The 21,016-nt window shown below is 31.9% G+C and carries 30 protein-coding genes; 17 read left to right on the forward strand and 13 right to left on the reverse strand.

The features are described from left to right. Positions 1-2 precede the first annotated feature (2 nt). The gene (locus SIB75_RS05760) at positions 3-239 is read right to left on the reverse strand and encodes a hypothetical protein (protein WP_413684659.1); all 237 of its coding nucleotides are present in this window, start codon (positions 237-239) and stop codon (positions 3-5) included. Positions 240-396: 157 nt separating this feature from the next. On the opposite strand from SIB75_RS05760, the gene SIB75_RS05765 reads away from it, so the two are divergent. The 3 genes from SIB75_RS05765 to SIB75_RS05775 all read left to right on the forward strand — a co-directional run bounded on the left by SIB75_RS05765 (position 397) and on the right by SIB75_RS05775 (position 1,512). Beyond that, entirely contained in the window at positions 397-612 is a 216-nt protein-coding gene (locus SIB75_RS05765; protein WP_413390562.1) for a Nif11-like leader peptide family natural product precursor, read from the forward strand. Between the two features lie 300 nt (positions 613-912). Continuing rightward, on the forward strand, positions 913-1,269 hold the full coding sequence (locus tag SIB75_RS05770; protein WP_413684661.1) for a hypothetical protein: 357 nt from the start codon (positions 913-915) through the stop codon (positions 1,267-1,269). Between the two features lie 60 nt (positions 1,270-1,329). Next, positions 1,330-1,512, forward strand: a complete 183-nt coding sequence (locus SIB75_RS05775; protein WP_413684663.1) for a hypothetical protein — start codon at positions 1,330-1,332, stop codon at positions 1,510-1,512. 24 nt (positions 1,513-1,536) lie between these two features. On the opposite strand, the gene SIB75_RS05780 is transcribed toward SIB75_RS05775, so the two are convergent. Continuing rightward, positions 1,537-2,268, reverse strand: a complete 732-nt coding sequence (locus tag SIB75_RS05780; RefSeq protein WP_413684665.1) for an MBL fold metallo-hydrolase — start codon at positions 2,266-2,268, stop codon at positions 1,537-1,539. Positions 2,269-2,576: 308 nt separating this feature from the next. On the opposite strand from SIB75_RS05780, the gene SIB75_RS05785 reads away from it, so the two are divergent. The 5 genes from SIB75_RS05785 (at position 2,577) to SIB75_RS05805 (ending at position 6,104) form a co-directional block, all read left to right on the forward strand. Beyond that, positions 2,577-3,296 (forward strand): SDR family NAD(P)-dependent oxidoreductase, encoded by a 720-nt coding sequence (locus SIB75_RS05785; protein WP_413684667.1) that lies wholly within the window; start codon positions 2,577-2,579, stop codon positions 3,294-3,296. A 106-nt stretch (positions 3,297-3,402) separates the two neighbouring features. Further along, entirely contained in the window at positions 3,403-4,095 is a 693-nt protein-coding gene (locus SIB75_RS05790) for a Type 1 glutamine amidotransferase-like domain-containing protein (protein WP_413684669.1), read from the forward strand. An 86-nt stretch (positions 4,096-4,181) separates the two neighbouring features. Further along, positions 4,182-4,388 carry a hypothetical protein gene (locus SIB75_RS05795; RefSeq protein WP_413684671.1) on the forward strand — a complete coding sequence of 69 codons (207 nt, stop codon included), beginning with the start codon at positions 4,182-4,184 and terminating at the stop codon, positions 4,386-4,388. Positions 4,389-4,609: 221 nt separating this feature from the next. Beyond that, positions 4,610-5,797 (forward strand): fatty acid desaturase, encoded by a 1,188-nt coding sequence (locus tag SIB75_RS05800; RefSeq protein WP_413684673.1) that lies wholly within the window; start codon positions 4,610-4,612, stop codon positions 5,795-5,797. A 124-nt stretch (positions 5,798-5,921) separates the two neighbouring features. Further along, positions 5,922-6,104: a Nif11 family protein gene (locus SIB75_RS05805; protein WP_413684675.1), complete on the forward strand. Its 183-nt coding sequence runs from the start codon at positions 5,922-5,924 to the stop codon at positions 6,102-6,104. 18 nt (positions 6,105-6,122) lie between these two features. On the opposite strand, the gene SIB75_RS05810 is transcribed toward SIB75_RS05805, so the two are convergent. The 3 genes from SIB75_RS05810 to SIB75_RS05820 all read right to left on the reverse strand — a co-directional run bounded on the left by SIB75_RS05810 (position 6,123) and on the right by SIB75_RS05820 (position 6,947). Then, on the reverse strand, positions 6,123-6,374 hold the full coding sequence (locus SIB75_RS05810; RefSeq protein WP_413684677.1) for a hypothetical protein: 252 nt from the start codon (positions 6,372-6,374) through the stop codon (positions 6,123-6,125). Positions 6,375-6,521: 147 nt separating this feature from the next. After that, the gene (locus SIB75_RS05815) at positions 6,522-6,680 is read right to left on the reverse strand and encodes a hypothetical protein (RefSeq protein WP_413390548.1); all 159 of its coding nucleotides are present in this window, start codon (positions 6,678-6,680) and stop codon (positions 6,522-6,524) included. 96 nt (positions 6,681-6,776) lie between these two features. Continuing rightward, positions 6,777-6,947: a hypothetical protein gene (locus SIB75_RS05820; protein ID WP_413684678.1), complete on the reverse strand. Its 171-nt coding sequence runs from the start codon at positions 6,945-6,947 to the stop codon at positions 6,777-6,779. 323 nt (positions 6,948-7,270) lie between these two features. On the opposite strand from SIB75_RS05820, the gene SIB75_RS05825 reads away from it, so the two are divergent. Both SIB75_RS05825 and SIB75_RS05830 read left to right on the forward strand, forming a co-directional pair. Further along, positions 7,271-7,477 carry a hypothetical protein gene (locus SIB75_RS05825; protein WP_413684680.1) on the forward strand — a complete coding sequence of 69 codons (207 nt, stop codon included), beginning with the start codon at positions 7,271-7,273 and terminating at the stop codon, positions 7,475-7,477. Positions 7,478-7,496: 19 nt separating this feature from the next. Next, positions 7,497-7,667 (forward strand): hypothetical protein, encoded by a 171-nt coding sequence (locus tag SIB75_RS05830; protein ID WP_413684682.1) that lies wholly within the window; start codon positions 7,497-7,499, stop codon positions 7,665-7,667. A gap of 30 nt (positions 7,668-7,697) precedes the next feature. On the opposite strand, the gene SIB75_RS05835 is transcribed toward SIB75_RS05830, so the two are convergent. Continuing rightward, positions 7,698-8,735 (reverse strand): NmrA/HSCARG family protein, encoded by a 1,038-nt coding sequence (locus tag SIB75_RS05835; protein WP_413684683.1) that lies wholly within the window; start codon positions 8,733-8,735, stop codon positions 7,698-7,700. A gap of 218 nt (positions 8,736-8,953) precedes the next feature. Between SIB75_RS05835 and SIB75_RS05840 the strand changes: the two genes are divergently transcribed. Continuing rightward, positions 8,954-9,154 (forward strand): hypothetical protein, encoded by a 201-nt coding sequence (locus SIB75_RS05840; protein ID WP_413684684.1) that lies wholly within the window; start codon positions 8,954-8,956, stop codon positions 9,152-9,154. A gap of 20 nt (positions 9,155-9,174) precedes the next feature. Here the strand turns inward: SIB75_RS05840 and SIB75_RS05845 are convergent, their stop codons facing one another. Continuing rightward, positions 9,175-9,573 (reverse strand): hypothetical protein, encoded by a 399-nt coding sequence (locus SIB75_RS05845; RefSeq protein WP_413684803.1) that lies wholly within the window; start codon positions 9,571-9,573, stop codon positions 9,175-9,177. A gap of 306 nt (positions 9,574-9,879) precedes the next feature. Here SIB75_RS05845 and SIB75_RS05850 point away from each other — a divergent pair, with 306 nt between their 5' ends. Further along, positions 9,880-10,029, forward strand: coding sequence for a hypothetical protein (locus SIB75_RS05850; protein ID WP_413684686.1), 150 nt, complete (start codon positions 9,880-9,882; stop codon positions 10,027-10,029). Between the two features lie 292 nt (positions 10,030-10,321). Next, positions 10,322-10,471, forward strand: coding sequence for a hypothetical protein (locus SIB75_RS05855; protein ID WP_011823748.1), 150 nt, complete (start codon positions 10,322-10,324; stop codon positions 10,469-10,471). Between the two features lie 60 nt (positions 10,472-10,531). On the opposite strand, the gene SIB75_RS05860 is transcribed toward SIB75_RS05855, so the two are convergent. The 5 genes from SIB75_RS05860 to SIB75_RS05880 form a co-directional block, all read right to left on the reverse strand. Further along, positions 10,532-11,149 carry a uridine kinase gene (locus tag SIB75_RS05860; protein ID WP_413684687.1) on the reverse strand — a complete coding sequence of 206 codons (618 nt, stop codon included), beginning with the start codon at positions 11,147-11,149 and terminating at the stop codon, positions 10,532-10,534. A gap of 297 nt (positions 11,150-11,446) precedes the next feature. Further along, on the reverse strand, positions 11,447-11,674 hold the full coding sequence (locus SIB75_RS05865) for a DUF2862 domain-containing protein (protein WP_413684688.1): 228 nt from the start codon (positions 11,672-11,674) through the stop codon (positions 11,447-11,449). A gap of 37 nt (positions 11,675-11,711) precedes the next feature. Then, positions 11,712-12,002: a DUF1330 domain-containing protein gene (locus SIB75_RS05870; RefSeq protein WP_413390531.1), complete on the reverse strand. Its 291-nt coding sequence runs from the start codon at positions 12,000-12,002 to the stop codon at positions 11,712-11,714. Between the two features lie 195 nt (positions 12,003-12,197). Further along, positions 12,198-12,422 (reverse strand): DUF6447 family protein, encoded by a 225-nt coding sequence (locus SIB75_RS05875; RefSeq protein ID WP_413684690.1) that lies wholly within the window; start codon positions 12,420-12,422, stop codon positions 12,198-12,200. Positions 12,423-12,467: 45 nt separating this feature from the next. Next, positions 12,468-14,204, reverse strand: a complete 1,737-nt coding sequence (locus SIB75_RS05880) for an ABC transporter ATP-binding protein (protein ID WP_413684692.1) — start codon at positions 14,202-14,204, stop codon at positions 12,468-12,470. A 37-nt stretch (positions 14,205-14,241) separates the two neighbouring features. Here SIB75_RS05880 and SIB75_RS05885 point away from each other — a divergent pair, with 37 nt between their 5' ends. The 3 genes from SIB75_RS05885 to folP are packed head-to-tail and all read left to right on the forward strand — an operon-like array spanning position 14,242 to position 16,033. Then, entirely contained in the window at positions 14,242-14,460 is a 219-nt protein-coding gene (locus tag SIB75_RS05885; RefSeq protein WP_413684693.1) for an RNA-binding S4 domain-containing protein, read from the forward strand. Positions 14,461-14,472: 12 nt separating this feature from the next. Further along, on the forward strand, positions 14,473-15,213 hold the full coding sequence (gene tpiA / locus SIB75_RS05890; RefSeq protein WP_413684695.1) for a triose-phosphate isomerase: 741 nt from the start codon (positions 14,473-14,475) through the stop codon (positions 15,211-15,213). Continuing rightward, positions 15,182-16,033, forward strand: coding sequence for a dihydropteroate synthase (gene folP, locus SIB75_RS05895; RefSeq protein ID WP_413684696.1), 852 nt, complete (start codon positions 15,182-15,184; stop codon positions 16,031-16,033). Before tpiA ends, folP begins: the two co-directional genes overlap by 32 nt. Before the next feature lie 7 nt (positions 16,034-16,040). On the opposite strand, the gene SIB75_RS05900 is transcribed toward folP, so the two are convergent. Then, entirely contained in the window at positions 16,041-20,054 is a 4,014-nt protein-coding gene (locus SIB75_RS05900) for a magnesium chelatase subunit H (protein ID WP_413684697.1), read from the reverse strand. Between the two features lie 111 nt (positions 20,055-20,165). Between SIB75_RS05900 and dapB the strand changes: the two genes are divergently transcribed. Continuing rightward, a complete protein-coding gene (gene dapB, locus SIB75_RS05905; protein ID WP_413684698.1) occupies positions 20,166-21,014 on the forward strand; it encodes a 4-hydroxy-tetrahydrodipicolinate reductase in 849 nt (282 codons plus the stop codon). Positions 21,015-21,016 lie beyond the last annotated feature (2 nt).

A 21,016-nucleotide genomic window follows, 5' to 3' on the forward strand; every position in this document is an offset into this window, starting at 1 on the left:
GATTAATTAAAGTTTTTTTGAGCACACTCGTAACCTGATTCTCTAATATCTTTTTTTTCATCAATAATTGCTTTGAGCGCACAATCGCAATAATTTGTTATTGCGATTTTGGATATGGACTCAGTTGCTGGGTTACTTAAAGCACTTGAAACACAATCGTTCATTTGGCTTTCAGGGTATGAATATGCTGTAGAGGAGTAAGAAAAGATTATTATAGATATAACTAGGATTACTTTCATTTTATTTATAGTATTTTATATAGTATACATTTTATATTGATTATTGATTGATTATCTATTTTATAGTTATTTTCTGTAGTCATTTTATTAATATTTATTTTAACAGGTCTTTGCTAATATAAAGTAGTAAATCTAATCAAAACATTTGTTTTCTTAAATGTCATTAGATCAATTAAGAAAATTTTTAAAGGAAATGCAAAGTGATGCCTCTTTAAAAGACGAAGTCCTTTCTTCCTCAACGGCAGATGACGTTGCCCTGATTGGCTTAAGGAGGGGCTATGAATTTTCAGGAGATGAACTTCTACGGTTTTCAGGGAAAAAAGTAGGAAGAGTTACAGTAAGGAAAAATGATGTACCAGGAGAATATAATTAAAAGATCTATTTTCTATTTCTTAGCTCTTTAACTATTCTATCCCACTTCTTACCGGCTTTAAGATATGAATCTTGCCTTCGTTTATAGATCAAATAATTAAATATACTAATAGTTAATATAAGCATAATAACTATTAATAAAATAAACTTCATTTTACTTATTTTTTATACTTTTATATTATATACATATCACTAGAAGTCGTAAATTATTAATGGTCCTCAGATAATATATCTTTTATATTAAGTGATGATACTCATTTCAACAATAATATCTTCCCATTTCTATTCATTTTCAACTAAGATGCTAAAAGTTCTTAATAAATTAATGGATATTACATTAATAGCTATTGCTATTTTTATCTTGGTTTCAATAGTATTTCTTTTACTATTTTTGTTTAAAAGTATTAATAAAAAATCTTTTAGAGCAGAAGATGGTTCTGTCTTTGATAGTCAATCCGATTTAGATGTCTATCAGAACCTATACGAGAAGACAAAGCCTTTATTTAGTAATTATGATGAGAAAGGCTCTGCTCAACAAATACTAGGATTTGAGAAATCATTCATATCTAAACTAAAAACAGAAGGTTTTTCTGATTTGCAAACGCTTGTTAAATATCGATTTCAACTTAAGTCATTATCAGATTTAATTAATTCTTAGATTAATATTGATTTTTTAACGTATCCGTGTACTAATATAAAATTAAAATTTTAATTCCCAATGAGTAAAACAAAATATACTGAAGAACAACTATCTGATATGAGAGAAGATGCCTTTGTAAATATCAAAGAAGCATGTATGAGACTTCAAGAAAGAACAAAATGTGGTAACGAGGTAGTTATTAAGATGCTAAACGAAGTATCTGAATTTTATATTACGCAAGATGAGAAAAATAAAATATAGATAGCTAATACTTTTTGGTTGTTGTTATATTTCATAGACTTTTAATGGTAATGGATTTATTAACTTAGTACTAGTATCCTTAAATAAACTAATATCTTCGGCTGATCCGTCTACTTTAATTAAATTATTTATGATTCCAGTAAAAGTTATATCCCCACCTGTCGTACTTGCTAAAATAGTTGTTGGATTAAATAACTTTAATAATTGAGGTATTACAGTTTTACCCTTAATAAATTTACCTACAAGTGGAAGTGAGAAATCTATTACTGGTGTTATTACCAAATCTATATTTCTAGGCTTTATTTTTTTGTCGAGAAATCCATGTGGCTCTATATATATTGAATCTAAGCCTAAATCAATAATGTAGCCATTCTCAATATTTGGGACTGGTGCACCTGAAGTCGCCTGAATTTTTAGATTATTATTTTTAAAAATTTCTCCAGGTTTAAGTGTATGAATTTTGGTAAAACCTATTTGTTTTACAACATTGCTAGCTGCTTGTGAAGCAATTACTGGTATACCTTTATTTATCTTTTCCAGTGTTGGAAGGTGGGCATGATCTGCTTGACCTTGAGTTAGTAATAAAAAATCAATATCAATTGGAACCTCCATTTCTCTGTCCAATGCCCCTTTGATTAGCCAATCTCCAGGAGGAAAAGTTAAATCGCCTTTCAACCAAGGATCAATTAAGATTCTTGTTTCATCTAAATCAATAAGCCAACCATTCGCTCCGTAGTAAGTAGCTTTTATCACCATAGTTTTTCCTATTAATATAACTATTGTTATTTGATAGTGGGGATTATTCTAGTGTTTTTTTTATCTATTATATCAATATATCACTAATATTATTAATACAATAATCAAAATACAAATTATTAGAAGAGCAAATTTCTTGATATATTTCTGAAATTCATACAACCAATCATTTTCCATGTTATCAATAAATTTTCATCATCATATACTTTAAACTATTACATTAGATAATAAATATAGATATATGTCGTGTTTTGAATCTCTCGCTAAAGAACATATCTCTTTACTATTTAAGTAATTCTATAAATATCATGAGAATTAGAGATTGGGAAGGAGTAGCTCTGATTATAGGCGCTGGAGATATTGGTAGGTGTATTTTTGATTATGTGACTGCATCATCGCCAAATATGGATGTTATTGTCTGTGGAAGAAATCCAACTAATCAAAATGATATTTATCTTGATTTGGAGGATGACCATTCATTTGCTTCTTTTGAAAAAAATATTTCACTATATAAGAAACCTCTTCGTTTAGTTATAAATACTAGTGGCTTTCTTCACTCCAATCTTATAAAACCAGAAAAAAGACTTTCGCATATAAATCGCTCAAATATCATTAAGAATTTCACAATCAATGCAATCGCTCCTATTTTGATTGCTAAAAGTATTGAAAAATTTATTAGACCAGAACTCCCCTTCTCCTTTGCAAGTTTAAGTGCCAGAGTTGGTAGTATTGGTGATAATAGACTTGGTGGTTGGTATTCCTATAGGGCATCAAAAGCTGCTCAAAATCAATTTTTAAAAACCCTTAGTATTGAATGGCGTAGAAAGTTCCCATTATCAATTGTATCTATTTTGCATCCAGGTACTTGTGATACTAAATTATCCAAACCTTTTCAGTCGGCAGTGCCTAAAGATAAACTTTTTACCCCTTCCCAATCTTGTGAGTATTTGATTGATATAATTTCAGAACAAAAACCGTCAGACTCTGGTAAGTTTTTAGCCTGGGACAGTAGTATTATTCCCTGGTAAGTTATATTTTAATAAATTACAAACTATCTATTAATTTATTTAATTTTTATATTTGTATTTAATGTATTTTTTAGTTGTATAATATTGAAAGTATGATTTTGATTCCATGAAAAAGCATATTATCGCTATAGGTGGTGGTGGTTTCGGTAGAAACAATTCTTCTAATTTAATAGAAAATTATATACTTAATCTTTCAGGTAAAGATTGTCCAAAAATTTGCTTCATACCTACAGCAACTGGAGATAACGATAGTTATATAGTACGTTTTTATTCTATTTTTACTCGTTTAAATTGTATACCATCTCATATTGAATTTTTCAAGAGAACTATCGATATACATAAACATATTATGAAACAAGATGTTGTATTTGTTGGTGGTGGTAATACAAAGAGTATGCTTGCAATCTGGAAAGAATGGGGTATGAGTTCTTTACTTAAAGATGCATACAATGATGGCGTAATATTGAGCGGTGTAAGTGCAGGAGCTATTTGCTGGTTTACAAGTGGTATTACAGATTCATGGGAAAGTGAACTGAAAATTTTACCTTGTTTAGATATTATTAAAGCGACGTGTTGTCCGCATTATGATGAAGAACCTTCTCGTATTCCATATGTAGAAAAAACATTACTTGAAGAAAGAATTACAAGTTGTATTTGTATAGAAGGTGGTTCTGCTATACACTTTATAGACGGTAAACCATTTAAAAATATAAGTTTTAAAAATAATAAAAATACATATAATGTATTTGTTGAAAACAAGCGTATTGTTGAAAGTCCCTTCGAGACAATTCAATTATAAATTATATTTTAATATTTTACATTTACTATTTTTTTTAAGAAATCGTTTAATATTAAAATGATTATTTTAAATTGATACTAACTCCGATGTTTTTATTCTTATTATCATTTTCTGAGATGGGCCTAAATTTACCTCTCATAATTGTATTAGTTTTGTTTGGTGGTTTCTTTCTTATTAGCTTTTTTATAACAAGTCCCAATATGGATACAAAAGGTTTATTAAGAGTTCTATATTCAAAACCCGTTAGGAAGGCAGACGGAACAGTTGAGTATCCAGAAAGTAGGAATAATTGATTTTGAACATATTAGTTTTTGTTATGAATTTGCTAATAGCTTTTATTCTTGAAGAGGATTGAAAAAAATACTATTTAAAATGAATTTATTGAGTTTACGGAACTATTTTTTGTGAAAGTTAGAAATCCCTATAGCCTCATAGCACTATTGAAGAGTAACGTCGTATATGACCCTTAGTCATATTATAAAAATTGGAAAAAAGTTTGCTTACTAAATTCGAGATGATCAATAAGGAAAATAACAATAGTACTTTTCTACCTTCTGGTCTAAATGGGAAAGCATTAGAAATTACTTTGGATGATATCCCCTCTAGAAAAGAAGTTCGAGAAGCGATTCCAAAGCACTGTTTTACTCGGCAGACAAATAGATCTCTTTTTTATCTTGTTAGGACAGTAGTTATTCAGATCTTTGTTGTTTTGGTAGGACTTTCTATTCCTCTTACCAAAGAGATGATTCCGTTTTGGGTCCTATATGCATTTATTTCTGGTACAACTTCTATGGGGCTTTGGGTCTTGGCTCATGAATGTGGGCATGGTGCCTTTTCAGATAATCGAAAATTAGAAACACTAGTGGGATATTGTCTTCATTCATTTTTACTTGTTCCATACTTTTCGTGGCAAAGATCACATGCGGTTCACCATGCTTTCACAAATCACATAACTGATGGCGAGACACATGTCCCTGTTGTTATCTCTGGTGATGGTAAATCTGAAAAAAAGGGTGGTGAAAGTGAAATGGAGTCATCATTGTTCTTTGGAAAAATTCTATATGGCTTTAATCAACTATTTCTTCATTTGATACTAGGCTGGCCAGCTTACTTACTTCTTGGCAAAACAGGTGGACCTCGCTATGGCACAAGTAATCATTTCTGGCCAACAGCACCCTTCTCGAAGAAACTTTGGCCATCCATATGGGCAAAAAAGGTATGGATATCAGACTGGGGGATTGTTTTTATGTTGCTCTTATTGACCTTTTGGTCTTTATTTTTTGGATTTAATTCTATGATAAGTCTTTATTTAGGGCCTTTAGTTGTTGTTAATATATGGCTTGTGATTTATACATGGCTTCACCATACTGATACAGATGTTCCCCATCTTGGAGCAAGTCAATTTTCATATATGAGAGGAGCCTTCTTATCCATAGATAGACCTTATGGAAAGATTTTAGATTTTCTTCATCACTCAATAGGTTCTACACACGCTATTCATCATATTGAGCCAACAGTACCTCATTACCATGCAAGACTTGCAACAAGAATATTAAAGGATAAATTTCCAAAAGTATATCTATACAATCCTACTCCAATTCACAAATCTCTTTGGCACATCGCTACTAATTGTGTTGCCGTAGAGAAGGATTATGATATTGATAGGTATGTTTGGAAACAACCTAATCACTCTCAATCTTAATTATTAAACTTATTTTTTTTAGAAGTTTAAAATCTTTTCTTTCTAAATAATTCACTCTGGCTTGAGTAATGTATAAGTTATACAAGTTATTTACCTAAATGCATTATTTTAAGGTTAATTAAATATGGCAAAAGAAGATTACCAAAGATTCCTATACAAAATTGATCAATTAAATCAATTTGTTGAATTAATTAAAAATTCCCCTGAAAAGTATCAATTAATTATTAATTGTAAAACACATGATGATGTGGTCTCACTTGCTAAGCAATGGGGATATGAAATTGGTAAGAGATGGGGAGAATCCTAGGTTTAAAACAGTAGAAAACTATTGTCCTCCCCCATTACAGCTCCAAACCTTTGAAGGGATTCCTTGTGTATTTTTCCCGTCAATACGAAATGTTTTTGTAATGCATTCATTCTGAGAGTCAGCCCAAACTGAAATTGGCTCTAAATCAGTAGATATTTTCTTAACTGATTTTGATACAGAAATAATGGAAATTGAAGTGAACAAAAGAGATAAAGTACTTAATCCTGCACAAATCAAGTATTTGTTATTGTCAAATAAATCCTTGAGCATCTCTAGAACTGATTATTTATCAACAACATTACTTATGTTTAAGTGATTGATCTGTTTAAGTTATCCTTTGAAAATATTAGAACATCATTCAATTTTATTTTTCTTAAATATTTAATGGTTAGTGACTAAAATTCATTAAAGAAGAATTTATTTCTTTTTTTCAAAAAAATCTAAGATTTTCTTTAATCTATCTGTGTTTTCAAAGTTAGGACTAGCTGTAAGGAAAATCACTAAAACTATCATTAGCAGCCCAACACTAGATACACCTAATAATAGCTGCTGAAAAGGATCTAAAGATTCAAGCATTTCTAATTAGTCTAAACTTATAGAATTATTTTTAATCATAAATGAACAATAGCCTTTATAAAGCAATGGAAAATTTATGTTTTAGTTCTTAGATAATTATTTCTTCTCTTTAGGTTCTTTTGGCCATCTCGCTTTAAGATTAAGTGGGTTTTTGAGATTTACTTCCACATGTTTCCCTTGAGCTAATGAAATCACAGCTTTAAATGCCCAACCACCTAGAATTAATAGTGTTGAGATTAAAAATATATAACTTATGTTTGTAAACATAAATAATAAAATAATTTAAAGTATATTATTATGTTATTTGATACATTTTCATATTGTAAATATAATTAATAAATTATTATTTTATAATTAGGAATAATTCACTTATGTATCGTCTTTTATTTTTTTGATTTTATTGCCTCCTTTAGCTCTCTCAATCATGAGATTCTTTACCTGTTGACTCTGAACTCTAGTTATAAATACTTATTATATTAAATTTTTTAAGCTGTGATTGTGTTTGATCGACCATTTTATTATTATTATTTTTATCTTTTATTGATTTTTATCCGATTTGGTATGAATATAAAATTGTTATTATTATTTGAATGTTCAACAGTACCTTTTTATATTCCTTTTTTATATTAATTTCTCTCTGTCTCATTTTTTATTTATTTATAAATTTCAGACCTGGAAAAAATGAAACAAATAATAAAATCCTTTTAAAGAATTTATTAGAAGGTTTAGATATGGAATTACCTGATGAATTGAAAGCTCTGGATAATTCTTCTACTGATCCTCAAAAATTGTCATAGGTCTTCTAGTTTTAACCTGATGTCTAATTTCAATTTTGATGATACGGAAACCTCAGGAATCTGGTGGTCAACTAATGTTTCTATTAGAGATTTATGTGTAGAGCTTAAAGAGGATACAAGTTGTGAAGATAATGAGATTGTAGAACTTCTTAGAAGTATTGCTAAATCTATTGAAGTGAATGGTATATAAGTATATTTCTACCTAGTTATTTCAACTACCTCATTTATCCCATTGGAGGTTCCATTGAGATGTCTTCCACTGCCTTGACCATGAATATCGTGAATTATTCTGATTTTCGAGTTTTGCTATAAGCCAGTCTTTAAGAGATGTAGGAATAATATTTAAATCTTTCTGAATCATTTTAAGTTCATTCATATCAGCTCCATACCCTGATCTTTCAATCCAGTCTGCCATCACACCAATATCATATTCTAGGAGCTTTATAGCTGATCTAGGTATCATTACATACTTGGTTTGATGTCTTACTGAGGAAACTATTCTTTGAAGTGTCATAGCCATTTCTAGCCCTGTCAGTTCCTCTCCTGCAATATTAATAGATTGATTTTTATATTTCTCTGGTTTCGATAAAACTCCTTTTACCCATTTGCCAATATCCTCTACAGCTATTGTTTGCCACTTGTAATTTTCACCTATTATTCCAGGAAATATATTCTTAGAAATGGTGTATCCAGGTAATTTATTTTCGAAGTTTTCAAAGTAGCTTACTGGCCTTAGGACAGTTGTGATTTTTTTAAGATCTTTTTTTTGAATATATTCTTCAATATCCCATTTGCTAGTAAAATGTCCTGGAGCAGGATCATTTTTTAGTGGATCTTTAGGCTTACTGATTGAGCTAAATATAAAATGTTTTAATTGTCCTTTTTTATAAGCAATTTTTACTTGATTTATAAGGTTATAACCTTGCTCTATTTCATAAGTCCTAACAATACTCCCTCTAAATAATTTCCATCCTTTTGTTGGAGTGGTATTTCCAAAAATTGCTTCAACACCATCAAAAGCTTTATTCAAGCTCTCAGGGTCCATTAAATCCCCTTTAACTACTTTTACGTTGTTTAGGCTTGCCAGCTTTAAAGCTTTTGAGCTTTTAATATTTCTTGTGATAGCTCGTATTTGATATTTATTTGTTTTACTTAGTTCTTTGACTACACCCGTTCCTTGTCTGCTTGTAGCCATTGTGACTGCTATAACGGGATTTTCATTTAGACTTGTCTTCAAAACTGCTCCTTGTTCAAGCACGATTTAATAACCTATTTATAAGGAATGTAAATCATAGATGAAATTATGTAAGGTTGTTGTGCTTTTTGGGGCGGTTGTGTTAAATGGCTGATTGATGTTTTTTGTTATTGATCGCAACTATTCATTGCTTTACTAGATCTTTCGTAAAGGAATGTTTTAATTGCTTTTATAGATTGCAACTATTGGCTATGTATTAATAAGTACTAAGTTTGATCATTATGGCAAATGAAGTTCTTGCAGAAATTGATCGACAAAACATTATCTTTGATGTTGTCGATGGCATTCCTCTCTCAGGAGATGAATCTGCTGAAATTAGATCCTTCCGATCTCAAATAGAATCTGATAATTTGATGCTTGAATATTCAGCAGAAGAGTTAGGCTTTAATAATGTGTTGTTTGAATATCTTAGCCAGGGGTAATCAAAAACCAAAATTAAAATTCAATCAAGGCCTTGGAATAATTCTTTATGGACTGCAAATGTGTGATAAAGAGATGTTCCATTTTCTGGTGATAGTCTTTCTCCATCTTTGTTCCACACCAACGAACATACAAGATCTCCATCCCATTTGACATTATGCTCATTAATTTCTTTAGACCAGTTGGTGACATTAGTAAAGTGCTCAGGCATATGTTTACCTATCTTTCTGCAAATTTCACATAGTAATGATAATACAGGTGGCTTTGAATCTAATTTTAGATCTTTAGTTAGTGATGGTTGAGTAAATACACCAACATATCTTATGTGATCAATTATCATTTGCTCCTTGTTATTTAAATTAGCTTTTTTACAGGCTTCTTCAAACTCATCAATGGGTGTTATTGGTCGCAAGTTAGAAATCTCTAATACATATTTATTCTCTTATATTAGCAAATTAAACTCTAGTTTTTATATTAAGGTCAAGAGTCACAGAACAATAAATTATATCTTTCTATTATTTTCATGTTCTTTTTCGTACCAATCAATATGTTCGACAATCTACAGTTAGGGTCCTTTCATGAATTTGCTATTTGCCAAGATCTCTTCATGATTCTCTTTGTAAACCCAGTCATAGCTTACTTAACCCTGAGTTAAATGTTACAAAGTAAAATATCAATGGTCATATTCCCTGATGACTGGTATTTATATTGAGTCTTACTAAAGAACATGCTTCCTTTAACTTTCGCTGGACTACTAAGTACACCAGCTCCTACTGCACCAATCGTAGGTATCGCGTTTATGGCCCTATTTGGAATAATGGCTGTCGTTGTTGGCCCTAATTACGACGGTTTTAATGATCCAAATACATCTAAATAGATAGACTTTCAATACTAAATTAAGTGGGTAGAAATGTTTTTCATGTTTGCCCACTTTTTTTTTGTCAAAAAATTTTTACACTTTAAAGAATTGATTCCTTAATATTTCATTTCTTTATTTATGAAGTGTACGATTAATATAAGACTATGTATAGAATTTTTCTGTGGTTTAAACAATAGTTTCTAATGTGTGTAGCAAAATATCCATTTTAACAATTTTGGTTCTAAACTAGTTATTAATTAATTTATTTATTCCATTTTCTGCTATTTATATCTTGCTTTATTTATGATTTATGGGCAATTTGTTATTTGCTGGTCTTACTAGTACTCCAGCACCAACAGCAGTTCTAGTTGGAGTTGCATCAATTGCATTATTTGCAATTGTAGGTTTAATGGTTGGTCCTGACTACGATGGTATGAATGCCCCAGAGGTGAAAAAATAAAACTAGATTTTATTTCTACTAATATTATAAATAACTAGGAAATTAAATAATTTATTTTTCCTAGTTATTTTTTTTTGATATATTTTGTAAATAATAAACTAAATTATCATAAGAAATCTTATCAACTGGATTAAATGATATTTTCCGATTTATATCAAGATATCCTCTGATATTTTTATAGAATAAATTCCATGACCGTGTAAATTTTCTATTTACTTCACTCGTTCTTCTATTTCTTTCTAATTTATCTCTTATTAATCTTCTCTTAAAACAGATGTCTTTTCTCTCTTCACATATAATATTTATAGTCTCTTGATAATTTAAATCTAATCTGTGAGCAAATATTCCTTCTAGTATTAGGAATTGATTGTCTCCGTTATAATTTATCCGCTTCTTTGAATATGATGATTGCTTTCTCTTGTAGTCATATTGATAAAATTTAATTAATTTATCCTTATTTTTTATAGCACTAAGTGTATTATGTATTTTTTTTTTATTTATACTTAAAGGCCTATCATAAATATCACATAGAAATATTGATAAAAATCTGATTAATATATTATCCCTATAATATGAATCTGTTTTTATTACTATTGAATTATCAAATAATTTATTTAATTTATTACTTAAATAAGTCTTGCCAGAACCAGAAGGACCTGTAATTATGATTGTTATCATTATTTCTTATTACTTATGTTTATATATTCTAATTATAAATTGTATTACAAAATAAAGTATTAGGCTATTTTATTGTAATTAAGTTCTTCTCTAGTCCAGTTTCTATTATTGAATCTGTTTTCAATAAATCTTAGAACTAGTATTATTATAGGAATATGTATAAGACCACCTAGTACCACTGTTATTTGGTTGTAAGGCATAATCTTTTTAATTAGTTAATATCAATATACTTTATTAATCATTTGTTAACTTAACATGTATCTTTTAGTCATATAATTTTTAAAATTTAGGTATTAATTACATTGTCTCTGATAGCTCGTTTTCGAAAAACCAATTTATTTCTCCATTTTTAAGTTTAACCACTAGCCCAAACTCATTTCCATCTACCATTTTATATCCAACTAATTCGACGACAGGGTCCTTTCTGATAATTTCTAGAACATTTTGCGGTAGGCGATCTTTAACTTCGTTTATTTCTACTCTTAAGATTTGACCTTTCTGAAGAGTTGAAGAATCTTTTATCATAATGATCTTTCATATATTTAAGCTTAAGGGTAATCAGTCATCCAATTATTGAAAGTGATAATTGATTTTCTATCCCACTGTATTTTATGTATTCTTGAAATTCTGATGAATTAAAGGCTTTTTGAGCAGCAGCTTTAGATTCAAATTCAACTATTACTCCTAATTGTCCTCCATCCCATTCGTTTAAATCAGAATTTTGGTTTACATCTTTAGCAATTATTGTCCCACCAACTGATCTAAGCCATGGGACCACGGTTTTTACGTATTCGATGAATTGTGCTGTGCTCTCAATTTTGGCTTGCTTAAGCCAATAACCCTTAGTTGCCATCTCTTTATTTTTTCTTTAGATTCTCTCACGTACTCGTACCATTCAGTTAGTAGTAGAAGATTATTTAATGTTTTAGATTTTTAGGTACATTTACTTGCGTTATTGATTGATCCTTGGGTTAATTATTTTATTAAATTAGCAAAAATAGATAAATCTTATGTGTAAATTATTATTTAACTTAGCTGTAATTAATTATTATATTGGATTTATAGATTCTAGTTTAGATTTCAATTGCATAGCTAGATGTTGACGACCAACCGCAAGTACTTTAAGGGTGTCTTCGTGCATTCTTAATTGTGCATCAGCAACTTGCATTCCCTTTATAAGTTCTTGAACTTCTTTAGGTAAACTTTTGAGATCGTATTTCTTATCCTCGAATGTCAGTATTGCTTCTTTTTCGTTTGAAGGTGTATTTGCCATTAATTTACTTTTTGATTCAATTAAAATATAGCATTAAATATATTTTCAATAACTCTCAATAAACTGTTTATCGCAAAAATCTTTATACCTTCCATTTCTCTTGATTAAATCATTATGTTTTCCTACCTCACACACTCTCCCTTTTTCGATTACGGCTATTTTATCTGCTTTTTGGATTGTTGATAATCTATGAGCGATTACAAGAACCGTTCGATTATTCATTGCTTGTTGAAGCCCTTTCTGAACAGATTCCTCTGCTTCCGCATCTAAAGCACTTGTGGCTTCATCTAGTAATAAAATTGTTGGATCACCTAGAAGAGCTCTTGCTATGGATATTCTTTGTAATTGACCTCCTGATAGATTGCTACCTCTTTCTTCTATGTATGTTTCGTAACCATCAGGAAATTGTTCGATAAATTCATGAGCATTGGCAATTTTAGCAGCCTTAATAATATTTTCCCTTGTAGTTTGTCTTCCAAACCTTATAGCTTCAGCTATGGTCCCAGAGAATATATATGTTTTTTGTGGAACAATCGCTATCAATTTTCTCAGCGAGTTAGTATTAATTGCATTTAATTTATAGTCATCAATAAAAATAGATCCTTTATTTGGTTCTATAAATTTTAATATTAATGAAAAGATTGTACTTTTCCCTGCTCCTGATGGACCAACTAAAGCCATTATTTTACCACTGTCTATCTCTAAATCTATATCTTTTATTACATTAGTTTTATCATTATACGAAAAAAATACATTATTAAAAGATAATCTTCCTTGTATTTTATCTGGAATTATACCTAAATTAGATGTAGATCTTTCTAATGGATTAGTTGTTAATTCATTTAACCTTCTTAGTGAAGCTTCTCCTTGCTTCAATTCGTTATAGTTTACTGTTATGTGACTTATTGGGTCTATTAACATAATTAATGCAGTAAAATAACTACCAAATTCTTGATTTGAAATTCCTCCAGTTTGTATTCTATAAGTACCAATTGTAAGTATACTCAAAATACCTATTATTTCTATTAAACCTACAATTGGGTGCTGAAGGGCTACAAGTGTAAGCATTTTATATTTTGCCTCTTTGTGTAATTTAACTTGTTTATCAAAATCTCTTTGCAACCATTCTTCAACTGCAAATGCTTTTACCATTGGTAAACCTTGGATAGCTTCTGATAGCAAAGCTGCTAAAGAGCTAATTTTATTCTGACTTTGTTCAGATGCTTTTAGTACTCTTCCTCCAAAATCGCTTACCAATAAAGCAATTAAGGGAGCTAATATAATTGTTGAAAGTGATAAATTCCAATCAATAGATATCATATAACCAAATACTGCTAATAACTGAAATACACATGGTGTTGTATCCTGAATTGTTTTATAAATAACCTCACCAACTCGATCAACATCTTCAGTAAGTCTGTATGCAATATCTCCAGAAGAGAGTTTTTCTATTAATAGAATATTTGTTTTTTGAAGTTTTCTAAAAAGAGTAGATCGGAGATCTTGACTAAGTGCTAATGCCGGTTTTGCAAGAAGACTATCTTGGAGATATTGTGCTGTTTTTTGAATGATAAAAACAATTAGTGCTTGTAAAATTACAATTAAAACCTGTTTTGTATTTCCTTGCCCTATGGCCGGTATTAACTTGCCTGACAACCATGCAAGAATCGGCCAGCAAATTACATATACAAGCATGCTAATACCACCAAGTATTAGTACAGGCAAATGTACTTTTAGTCTCCTTATCAGGTAAATAGCATTTATTTTGATTTTTTTGTTCATTGCATCAAACTATCAATGTTTAATTCAAAAGTAGTAAATGAAATTAGATCAATACCTAAAATTTACGGGGATCGTTCAGACTGGAGGAGAGGCGAAAATGATTATTAAATCGGGAAAAATATCTGTAAATGGCATTGTAGAGAATAGAAGAGGTCGAAAATTAATTGATGGTGATCAAATTATTTTTGCTAATGAAACATACATTGTTCCAAATTCTGATCCTCTAGGCCGTAAGTTGGCAAGAAGCGAAAAATGAGGAGCTAGCAGAGTGCGTAAACCGGTCATCGCAGGGAATTGGAAGATGAACATGACATGTACTGAGGCTATTGAGTACATGCGTGTATTAATTCCCTTGTTGAAAGATATACCAAAAAAAGATAGAGAGGTTGTTATAGCACCTCCATTTACAGCTATATACCCTCTATCTGAGCTTATTAAAGATAAAAGCGAATATCTTTCATTATCTAGTCAGAATGTTCACTGGGAGGACAGTGGGGCATATACAGCAGAGGTCTCCCCACTAATGCTTAATGAACTTTCTGTTAAATGTGCAATTGTCGGACATAGTGAGCCAAGAAAATATTTTAGTGAAAGTGATGAACAGATAAATAAGAGAGCTAAATCTGCACAAGATCATCAATTAATTCCAATTGTTTGCGTTGGAGAAACTTTTCAACAAAGAGAGCTTGGAGAAGCTGAAAGAGTTATTAGAAGACAAGTTGATCAAGGACTTGAAGGAATTGATGTAAAAAGGCTAATAGTTGCTTATGAGCCCATATGGGCTATTGGAACAGGAAAAACGTGTGAATCACATGAAGCCAATAGAATTTGTGGGATGATACGTAAATGGATTGGTTTCGAAGAAGTCATTATTCAATATGGTGGATCAGTTAAATCAAATAATATTGATGAGATAATGTCTATGTCTGATATTGATGGTGTCTTGGTTGGTGGCGCCTCTTTAGATCCTAAAAATTTTGCAAGAATTGCTAACTACGAATCAACTTAATAAGTATTGGCCAAAATATTGGGAAAATGAAACCCATTTAATGGCAATAGTAAACGTCACTGATGATTCATTTAGTGATGGAGGCCTTTATTGTGAGCTACCAGCTGCAATTAATCATGCATCATTATGCATTAAGCAAGGTGCTCATATTTTAGATATTGGAGCACAGAGCACACGACCTGGAGCATCTGAGATTGGCCCTGAAACTGAGATAAAAAGATTGGTTCCTTTAATAAAAGAATTAAAAAGATTACATCCTAATATTCCAATTTCTGTAGACACATTTCATCATTCTGTAGCTAAGAAAGTGTTAAATGTTGGAGCTGATTGGATTAATGATGTCACTGGTGGACGTCATGATCCTGAAATGTTTAATGTTATTGCTGACAAAGATTGCCCTTATGTTTTGACTCATAGTCGTGGAAATAGTAAGACAATGGATTCTCTAGCCAAATATAAAAACGTTGTTTTAGATGTAAAAAATGAATTATCCAATCAAATTGATTTAGCACTTTCAGTAGGTATTAAAAATGAACAAGTTATTATTGATCCTGGTATTGGTTTTGCTAAAAATGTCGATCAAAACTTAACTTTGCTTCGAAATCTAGAAGTTTTTTCTTCTATGAACAATCCGATATTAATAGGAGCTTCTAGGAAAAGATTTATCGGATCAGTTATTGATGAATCTGACCCGAGTAAAAGAATATTTGGCACCGCTGCTGTAGCCTCTAGATGTGTTATTGCTGGTATTGATATTCTAAGAGTACATGATGTTAAAGAAATTTCACAAGTTGTCAAAATGACAAATTCAATTATTTGATATATAACTAATCTTCAGTATTAACTCCTTCAATTCTATCTTCTACTTCTTGATAAAGTTCTTTTAATTGTTCAATATTTTCATCTGATGTTTCCCAATAACCTCTACCATTAACTTCTAATAATGTACCTACTATTCTTCTAAAACTATGTGGATTTAATTCCATCAATCTCTTCCTCATCTCTGGATCATTTATAAAAGTTTCATTTGACTCTTCATATACAAAATTATCTACCTGTCCACTGGTAGCACTCCATCCCAATGTGTAATTAAGTCTATTAGATACCTCCCTTACCCCCTCATATCCTGACTTAAGCATCCCTTCATACCATTTAGGGTTAAGTAATTTTGTTCTAGAATCTAATCTAATAGTTTCACTTAATGATCTAACTTGAGCATTTGCTGTAGTTGTATCTGCTATGTAACTACTTGGTGCTTTTCCATCTTCCCTAAGATTTTTAATTAAATTAGTTGGATCAGAGTCAAAATAATGACTTACATCAGTTAAAGATATTTCTGAAGAATCCAGATTTTGGAATGTCACATCTGCGGTTTTCATTACTGATTCAAAAACATCTCTGTCCTGGTTCATCTCTCCTGGATTATCAGCATTGAAAGCATAGGTTTTTCTTGAAAGATACATTTCTTGTAACTCATTCTCTTCTTCCCATGTCGAATTCTCTACCGCCAAATTTACATTAGAGCTATAACTTCCACTAGCATTTGAAAATACTCTACTTGCAGACTCTCTAATGCTTTTTCCTTCCTTTTCTGCTTGCTCAAGGGTATGTTTTCTTACGAAATTTTGATCAAGTGGCTCATCTGCCTCTGCAGCCATTTTTACTGCTTGGTCAATTAAAGCCATTTGATTAATAAACAAATCCCTAAATACCCCAGAACAGTTAACGACTACATCAATTCTTGGTCTTCCTAATTCTTCAAGAGAAAGAAGCTCTAATTTATTTACCCTTCCTACAGAGTCTGGCTTTGGTTTTACACCAACAAACCAAAGTATTTGAGCTAATGATTCTCCATAAGTTTTAATGTTATCAGTACCCCATAGCACGCACGCAATAGTTTCAGGCCATGTACCTTGTTCTTCTTTTTGTCGTTCAATAAGTTTGTCAACAACACCTTTAGCTGATGCAACAGCGGCTACTGTTGGAATTGACTGGGGATCTAATGCATGAATATTTTTACCACTTGGTAATACTCCAGGGTTCCTTATCGGATCTCCACCTGGACCAGGAATTACATAATCTCCGTCTAGAGCTTTTAGAAGGCTCTCCATTTCTTTATCTGCACATATTTGTTCTAAACAAAATCTCAAATAGTCAAACAATTTATCTAGTGAACTTACATTTACATTCTCAAAACCCGCTTTCCTAGCAGAAGATTGCCATGGTGATGGGATTGAGAAACCAATCCCTCTCAAGAACTCAACAATTAGGGTCCAAAAATTCTTCTTCATATTTACTCTTCCATCTCTACCTGTTAGGGACTTAACCATTGAACCAACTGCTTCTCTAGATGTTTCTGTAATTAATTTATTAAGCTCAACATCTTCTAACTTGCCCTTGTTATTACCTTCATAGACTTCCTCAATTGATTTGCCTTTAGATTCTGCTAATAATCCTGGTAAAGATCTGATTCCATCATCTTCTCTTTCTATTGATGCGATACTTACCAAGGTTGCAATAGCTTCTTCTGCAGTGGCAGGTTTCCCAATAGTGTGTAAGCCGCAAGGTAATAATCTGCTTTCTATTTCCATCAATTGCTTATAAACATTTCCAACTACCAAATCTCTTTCATCAATTTCTAATTCAGAGGCATCTTTTTCAGGTAGTTTTACATCTTCATCAAGATTACATTTCTTGGATGTTTCAACTATTGCGTTAACAATTTGAACTCCTCGTCCACTTTCTCGTAATTGTTGATAAGAACCAACTAACTCTCCAAGCTCTTTAAGACCTTTATATAATCCAGCATTTTCAGCGGGGGGAGTTAAATAACTAATTGTTGATGCATATCCTCTTCTTTTTGCGATAGTTGCTTCGGAAGGATTATTTGCTGCGTAGTAATAAAGATTTGGCAGACCTCCAATTAATGAATCGGGATAACAAGTCTCACTCATACCCATTTGTTTACCGGGCATGAATTCAAGCGATCCGTGAGTTCCAAAATGAAGGACTGCGTCCGCTTTCCATACTTTTTCTAGATAAGTATAATAAGCTGCAAAACCATGGTGAGGACTAGCACTTCTGGAATAAAGTAATCTCATAGGATCACCTTCATATCCAAAAGTTGGTTGTACTCCAACAAATACATTCCCAAATTCCTTACCATATATAAGAAGATTTTGACCGTCACTATTTAAATTTCCTGGTGGCTTTCCCCAGTTCTCTTCTAGCCTTTCAGAATATGGAGTTAATTTCTCATATTCTTTTACACTCATTCGATGAGCTATTGATAATTCAGGAGATCCTTGTAAAGCTTCAGGATCATTTATTAATGACTCCATCAATTCTTTTGGATTCTTTGGTAAATCTTTTATGTCATAACCTTTTTCCTTCATTTCTTCTAAAACTCTATAAATAGAGCCAAAGACATCTAAATATGCAGCTGTACCAACATTTCCTTTATCAGGTGGAAAACTAAATACAGTAATAGCTAATTTCTTCTGCACACGTTTTTTAATTCTCAGTGATGACCATCTAATTGCTCTTTCTGCTATTGCGTCTACTCTGTCTTGGAGAGTATGAGCTTTGCCAGTTGCATCATCTCGACCAGATAAAACTATTGGCTCAATAGCACCATCTAATTCTGGGATTGCAATCTGAAGTGCAACTTGAACTGGATGAAGACCTAGATCACTCCCTTCCCATTCTTGTGTCGTTTGGAAAACAAGTGGAAGAGCAACCATATAAGGTCGATTTAGTTTCTTTAAAGCCTCTACTGCTCTCGGATGATCTTGTCTTGCAGGACCTCCTACTAGTGCAAAGCCTGTAAGAGAAACAACGCCGTCTACAATTGGTTTCTCGGTGTTAATTGGATCGTAATAAAATTCATTTACTGGCTTAGAAAAATCTAATCCACCACAAAAGATTGGTATAACTGTTGCTCCCCTGTATTCCAGTTCTTGAATTACTGCAACGTAGTGGGCATCATCTCCAGTAACAATATGACTTCTTTGGAGAACGAGTCCAATTACTGGACCTTCTTTAGCCTTGTTTGATAGGTCATCTCTAGAAGCAGTCCAATTAAGATATTCTTTTTTATCTTCAAACATATTTGGGGCTAAAGGATGCCAAATTCCTAAATCTGGAAAAACCTCTGGCTCTGCAACTTCAATTTTTTCTTCTTCTACATTTAATTCTGGAAAAACATATTTGTCTCCAAGCATTAGTAGGAAATTTCTAAGATTATCTGGCGTTCCACCTAGCCAATACTGAAAACTAAGCATAAAGCTACGAGCATCTTGAGCCTTATCTACAGGCAGATACTTAAGAATTGAGGGCAGAGTATTAAGAAGCTTCAACATTGAATCTTGAAATCCAGCACCACCTGCTTCTTTCCTCTTCTTCATGAAATCGCCAATTATGCTTTTACTTTGTCCTAATTGGGCCATAGAAAAAGTTCCCAATTTGTTCAGCCTCATCACTTCTGGCATTGATGGAAATACCACAGCCGCTTTAAGGTTTTCTTTATGAGGTTCAACTGCTTCAACTACTTTTTGTGCCAAATCTTCAATGAAGATCAATGAAGCTACGAATAAATCAGCATTCTCTATATCTTTTTTAAAGCTTTCATAATTGGCTGTATCTCTAAGTTCTTCAATTAAATATCCATTAAGTTCTATTCCTATAGGACCATTTTGTGAATTTAATGAGTTTGCAGCCTGTGTAAGAGCATTCTGGTATTGAGGCTCCAGAACCACATAAACAGCTTTCATGACAGCTTTGTGCTTGTGATTCTCTACAGGTGAGACTCTGCGATTGGCTGAGCGAACCTGTGTAAACATCTTTTCTTCTATAGGAATTCGACCAAGCTTAGTGTTCAGTTGCCCTTTAGTGTGTTATTTAGTTAATCCCTGTTACAAGGGATATCAAATATAATTGTAGAAAAAAAATCAATGAGTTCTGCTAATCAATCAATACCTGTTTTAGTTGCAGGAGCTTTAGGGCGCATGGGATCAGAGGTTATTAAAGCAATTAATTCATCCAAGGATTATCAACTAGTTGGAGCAATTGATACACAGAAGGAAAAGGAAGGTCAAGATATTGGATCATTGATAGGTTTAGGACCATTAAATGTATTTCTTTCAAGTGATTTTGAAGGTTCTTTGTGTGCTGCAAGCCAGAACGTTCCAAAAGATGGATCAAATAATGGTGCTGTTCTAGTTGATTTCACACATCCCAAGGTTGCATATAGACATACACGCACATCAATTGCTTATGGGGTTCATCCTGTAATAGGTACCACTGGCATTACTTCAGATCAATTGGATGATCTCTCTAAATTTGCAGATAAGGCCTCTCTTGGTTCAGCTATTATTCCAAACTTTTCAGTAGGTATGGTTTTGCTTCAACAAGCAGCTGCAGCTGCAGCACGTTTTTATGAGTTCGCTGAATTAACCGAAATGCATCACAACAAAAAAGCTGACGCCCCAAGTGGAACTTGTATTAAAACTGCTGAATTGATTGAGGAGCAACGCTCATATTTTAATAAACCATTAGTAGACGAAGAGGAATCTATCGAAGGGTCTCGAGGTGGATATCGTCCTAGTGGTTTAAGACTTCATTCCGTAAGATTACCCGGACTTGTTGCTCATCAACAAGTCATGTTTGGCTCAAATGGAGAGACTTATGAATTAGCTCACAACACTATCGACCGCTCTTCTTATATGCCTGGAGTACTCATAGTAGTTAAAAAAATCAGATCATTTAATAAATTGGTATACGGATTAGAGAAAATCCTATAGTT

This window comes from Prochlorococcus sp. MIT 1011 (genome assembly GCF_047305235.1).
Classification (GTDB): Bacteria; Cyanobacteriota; Cyanobacteriia; order PCC-6307; family Cyanobiaceae; genus Prochlorococcus_B.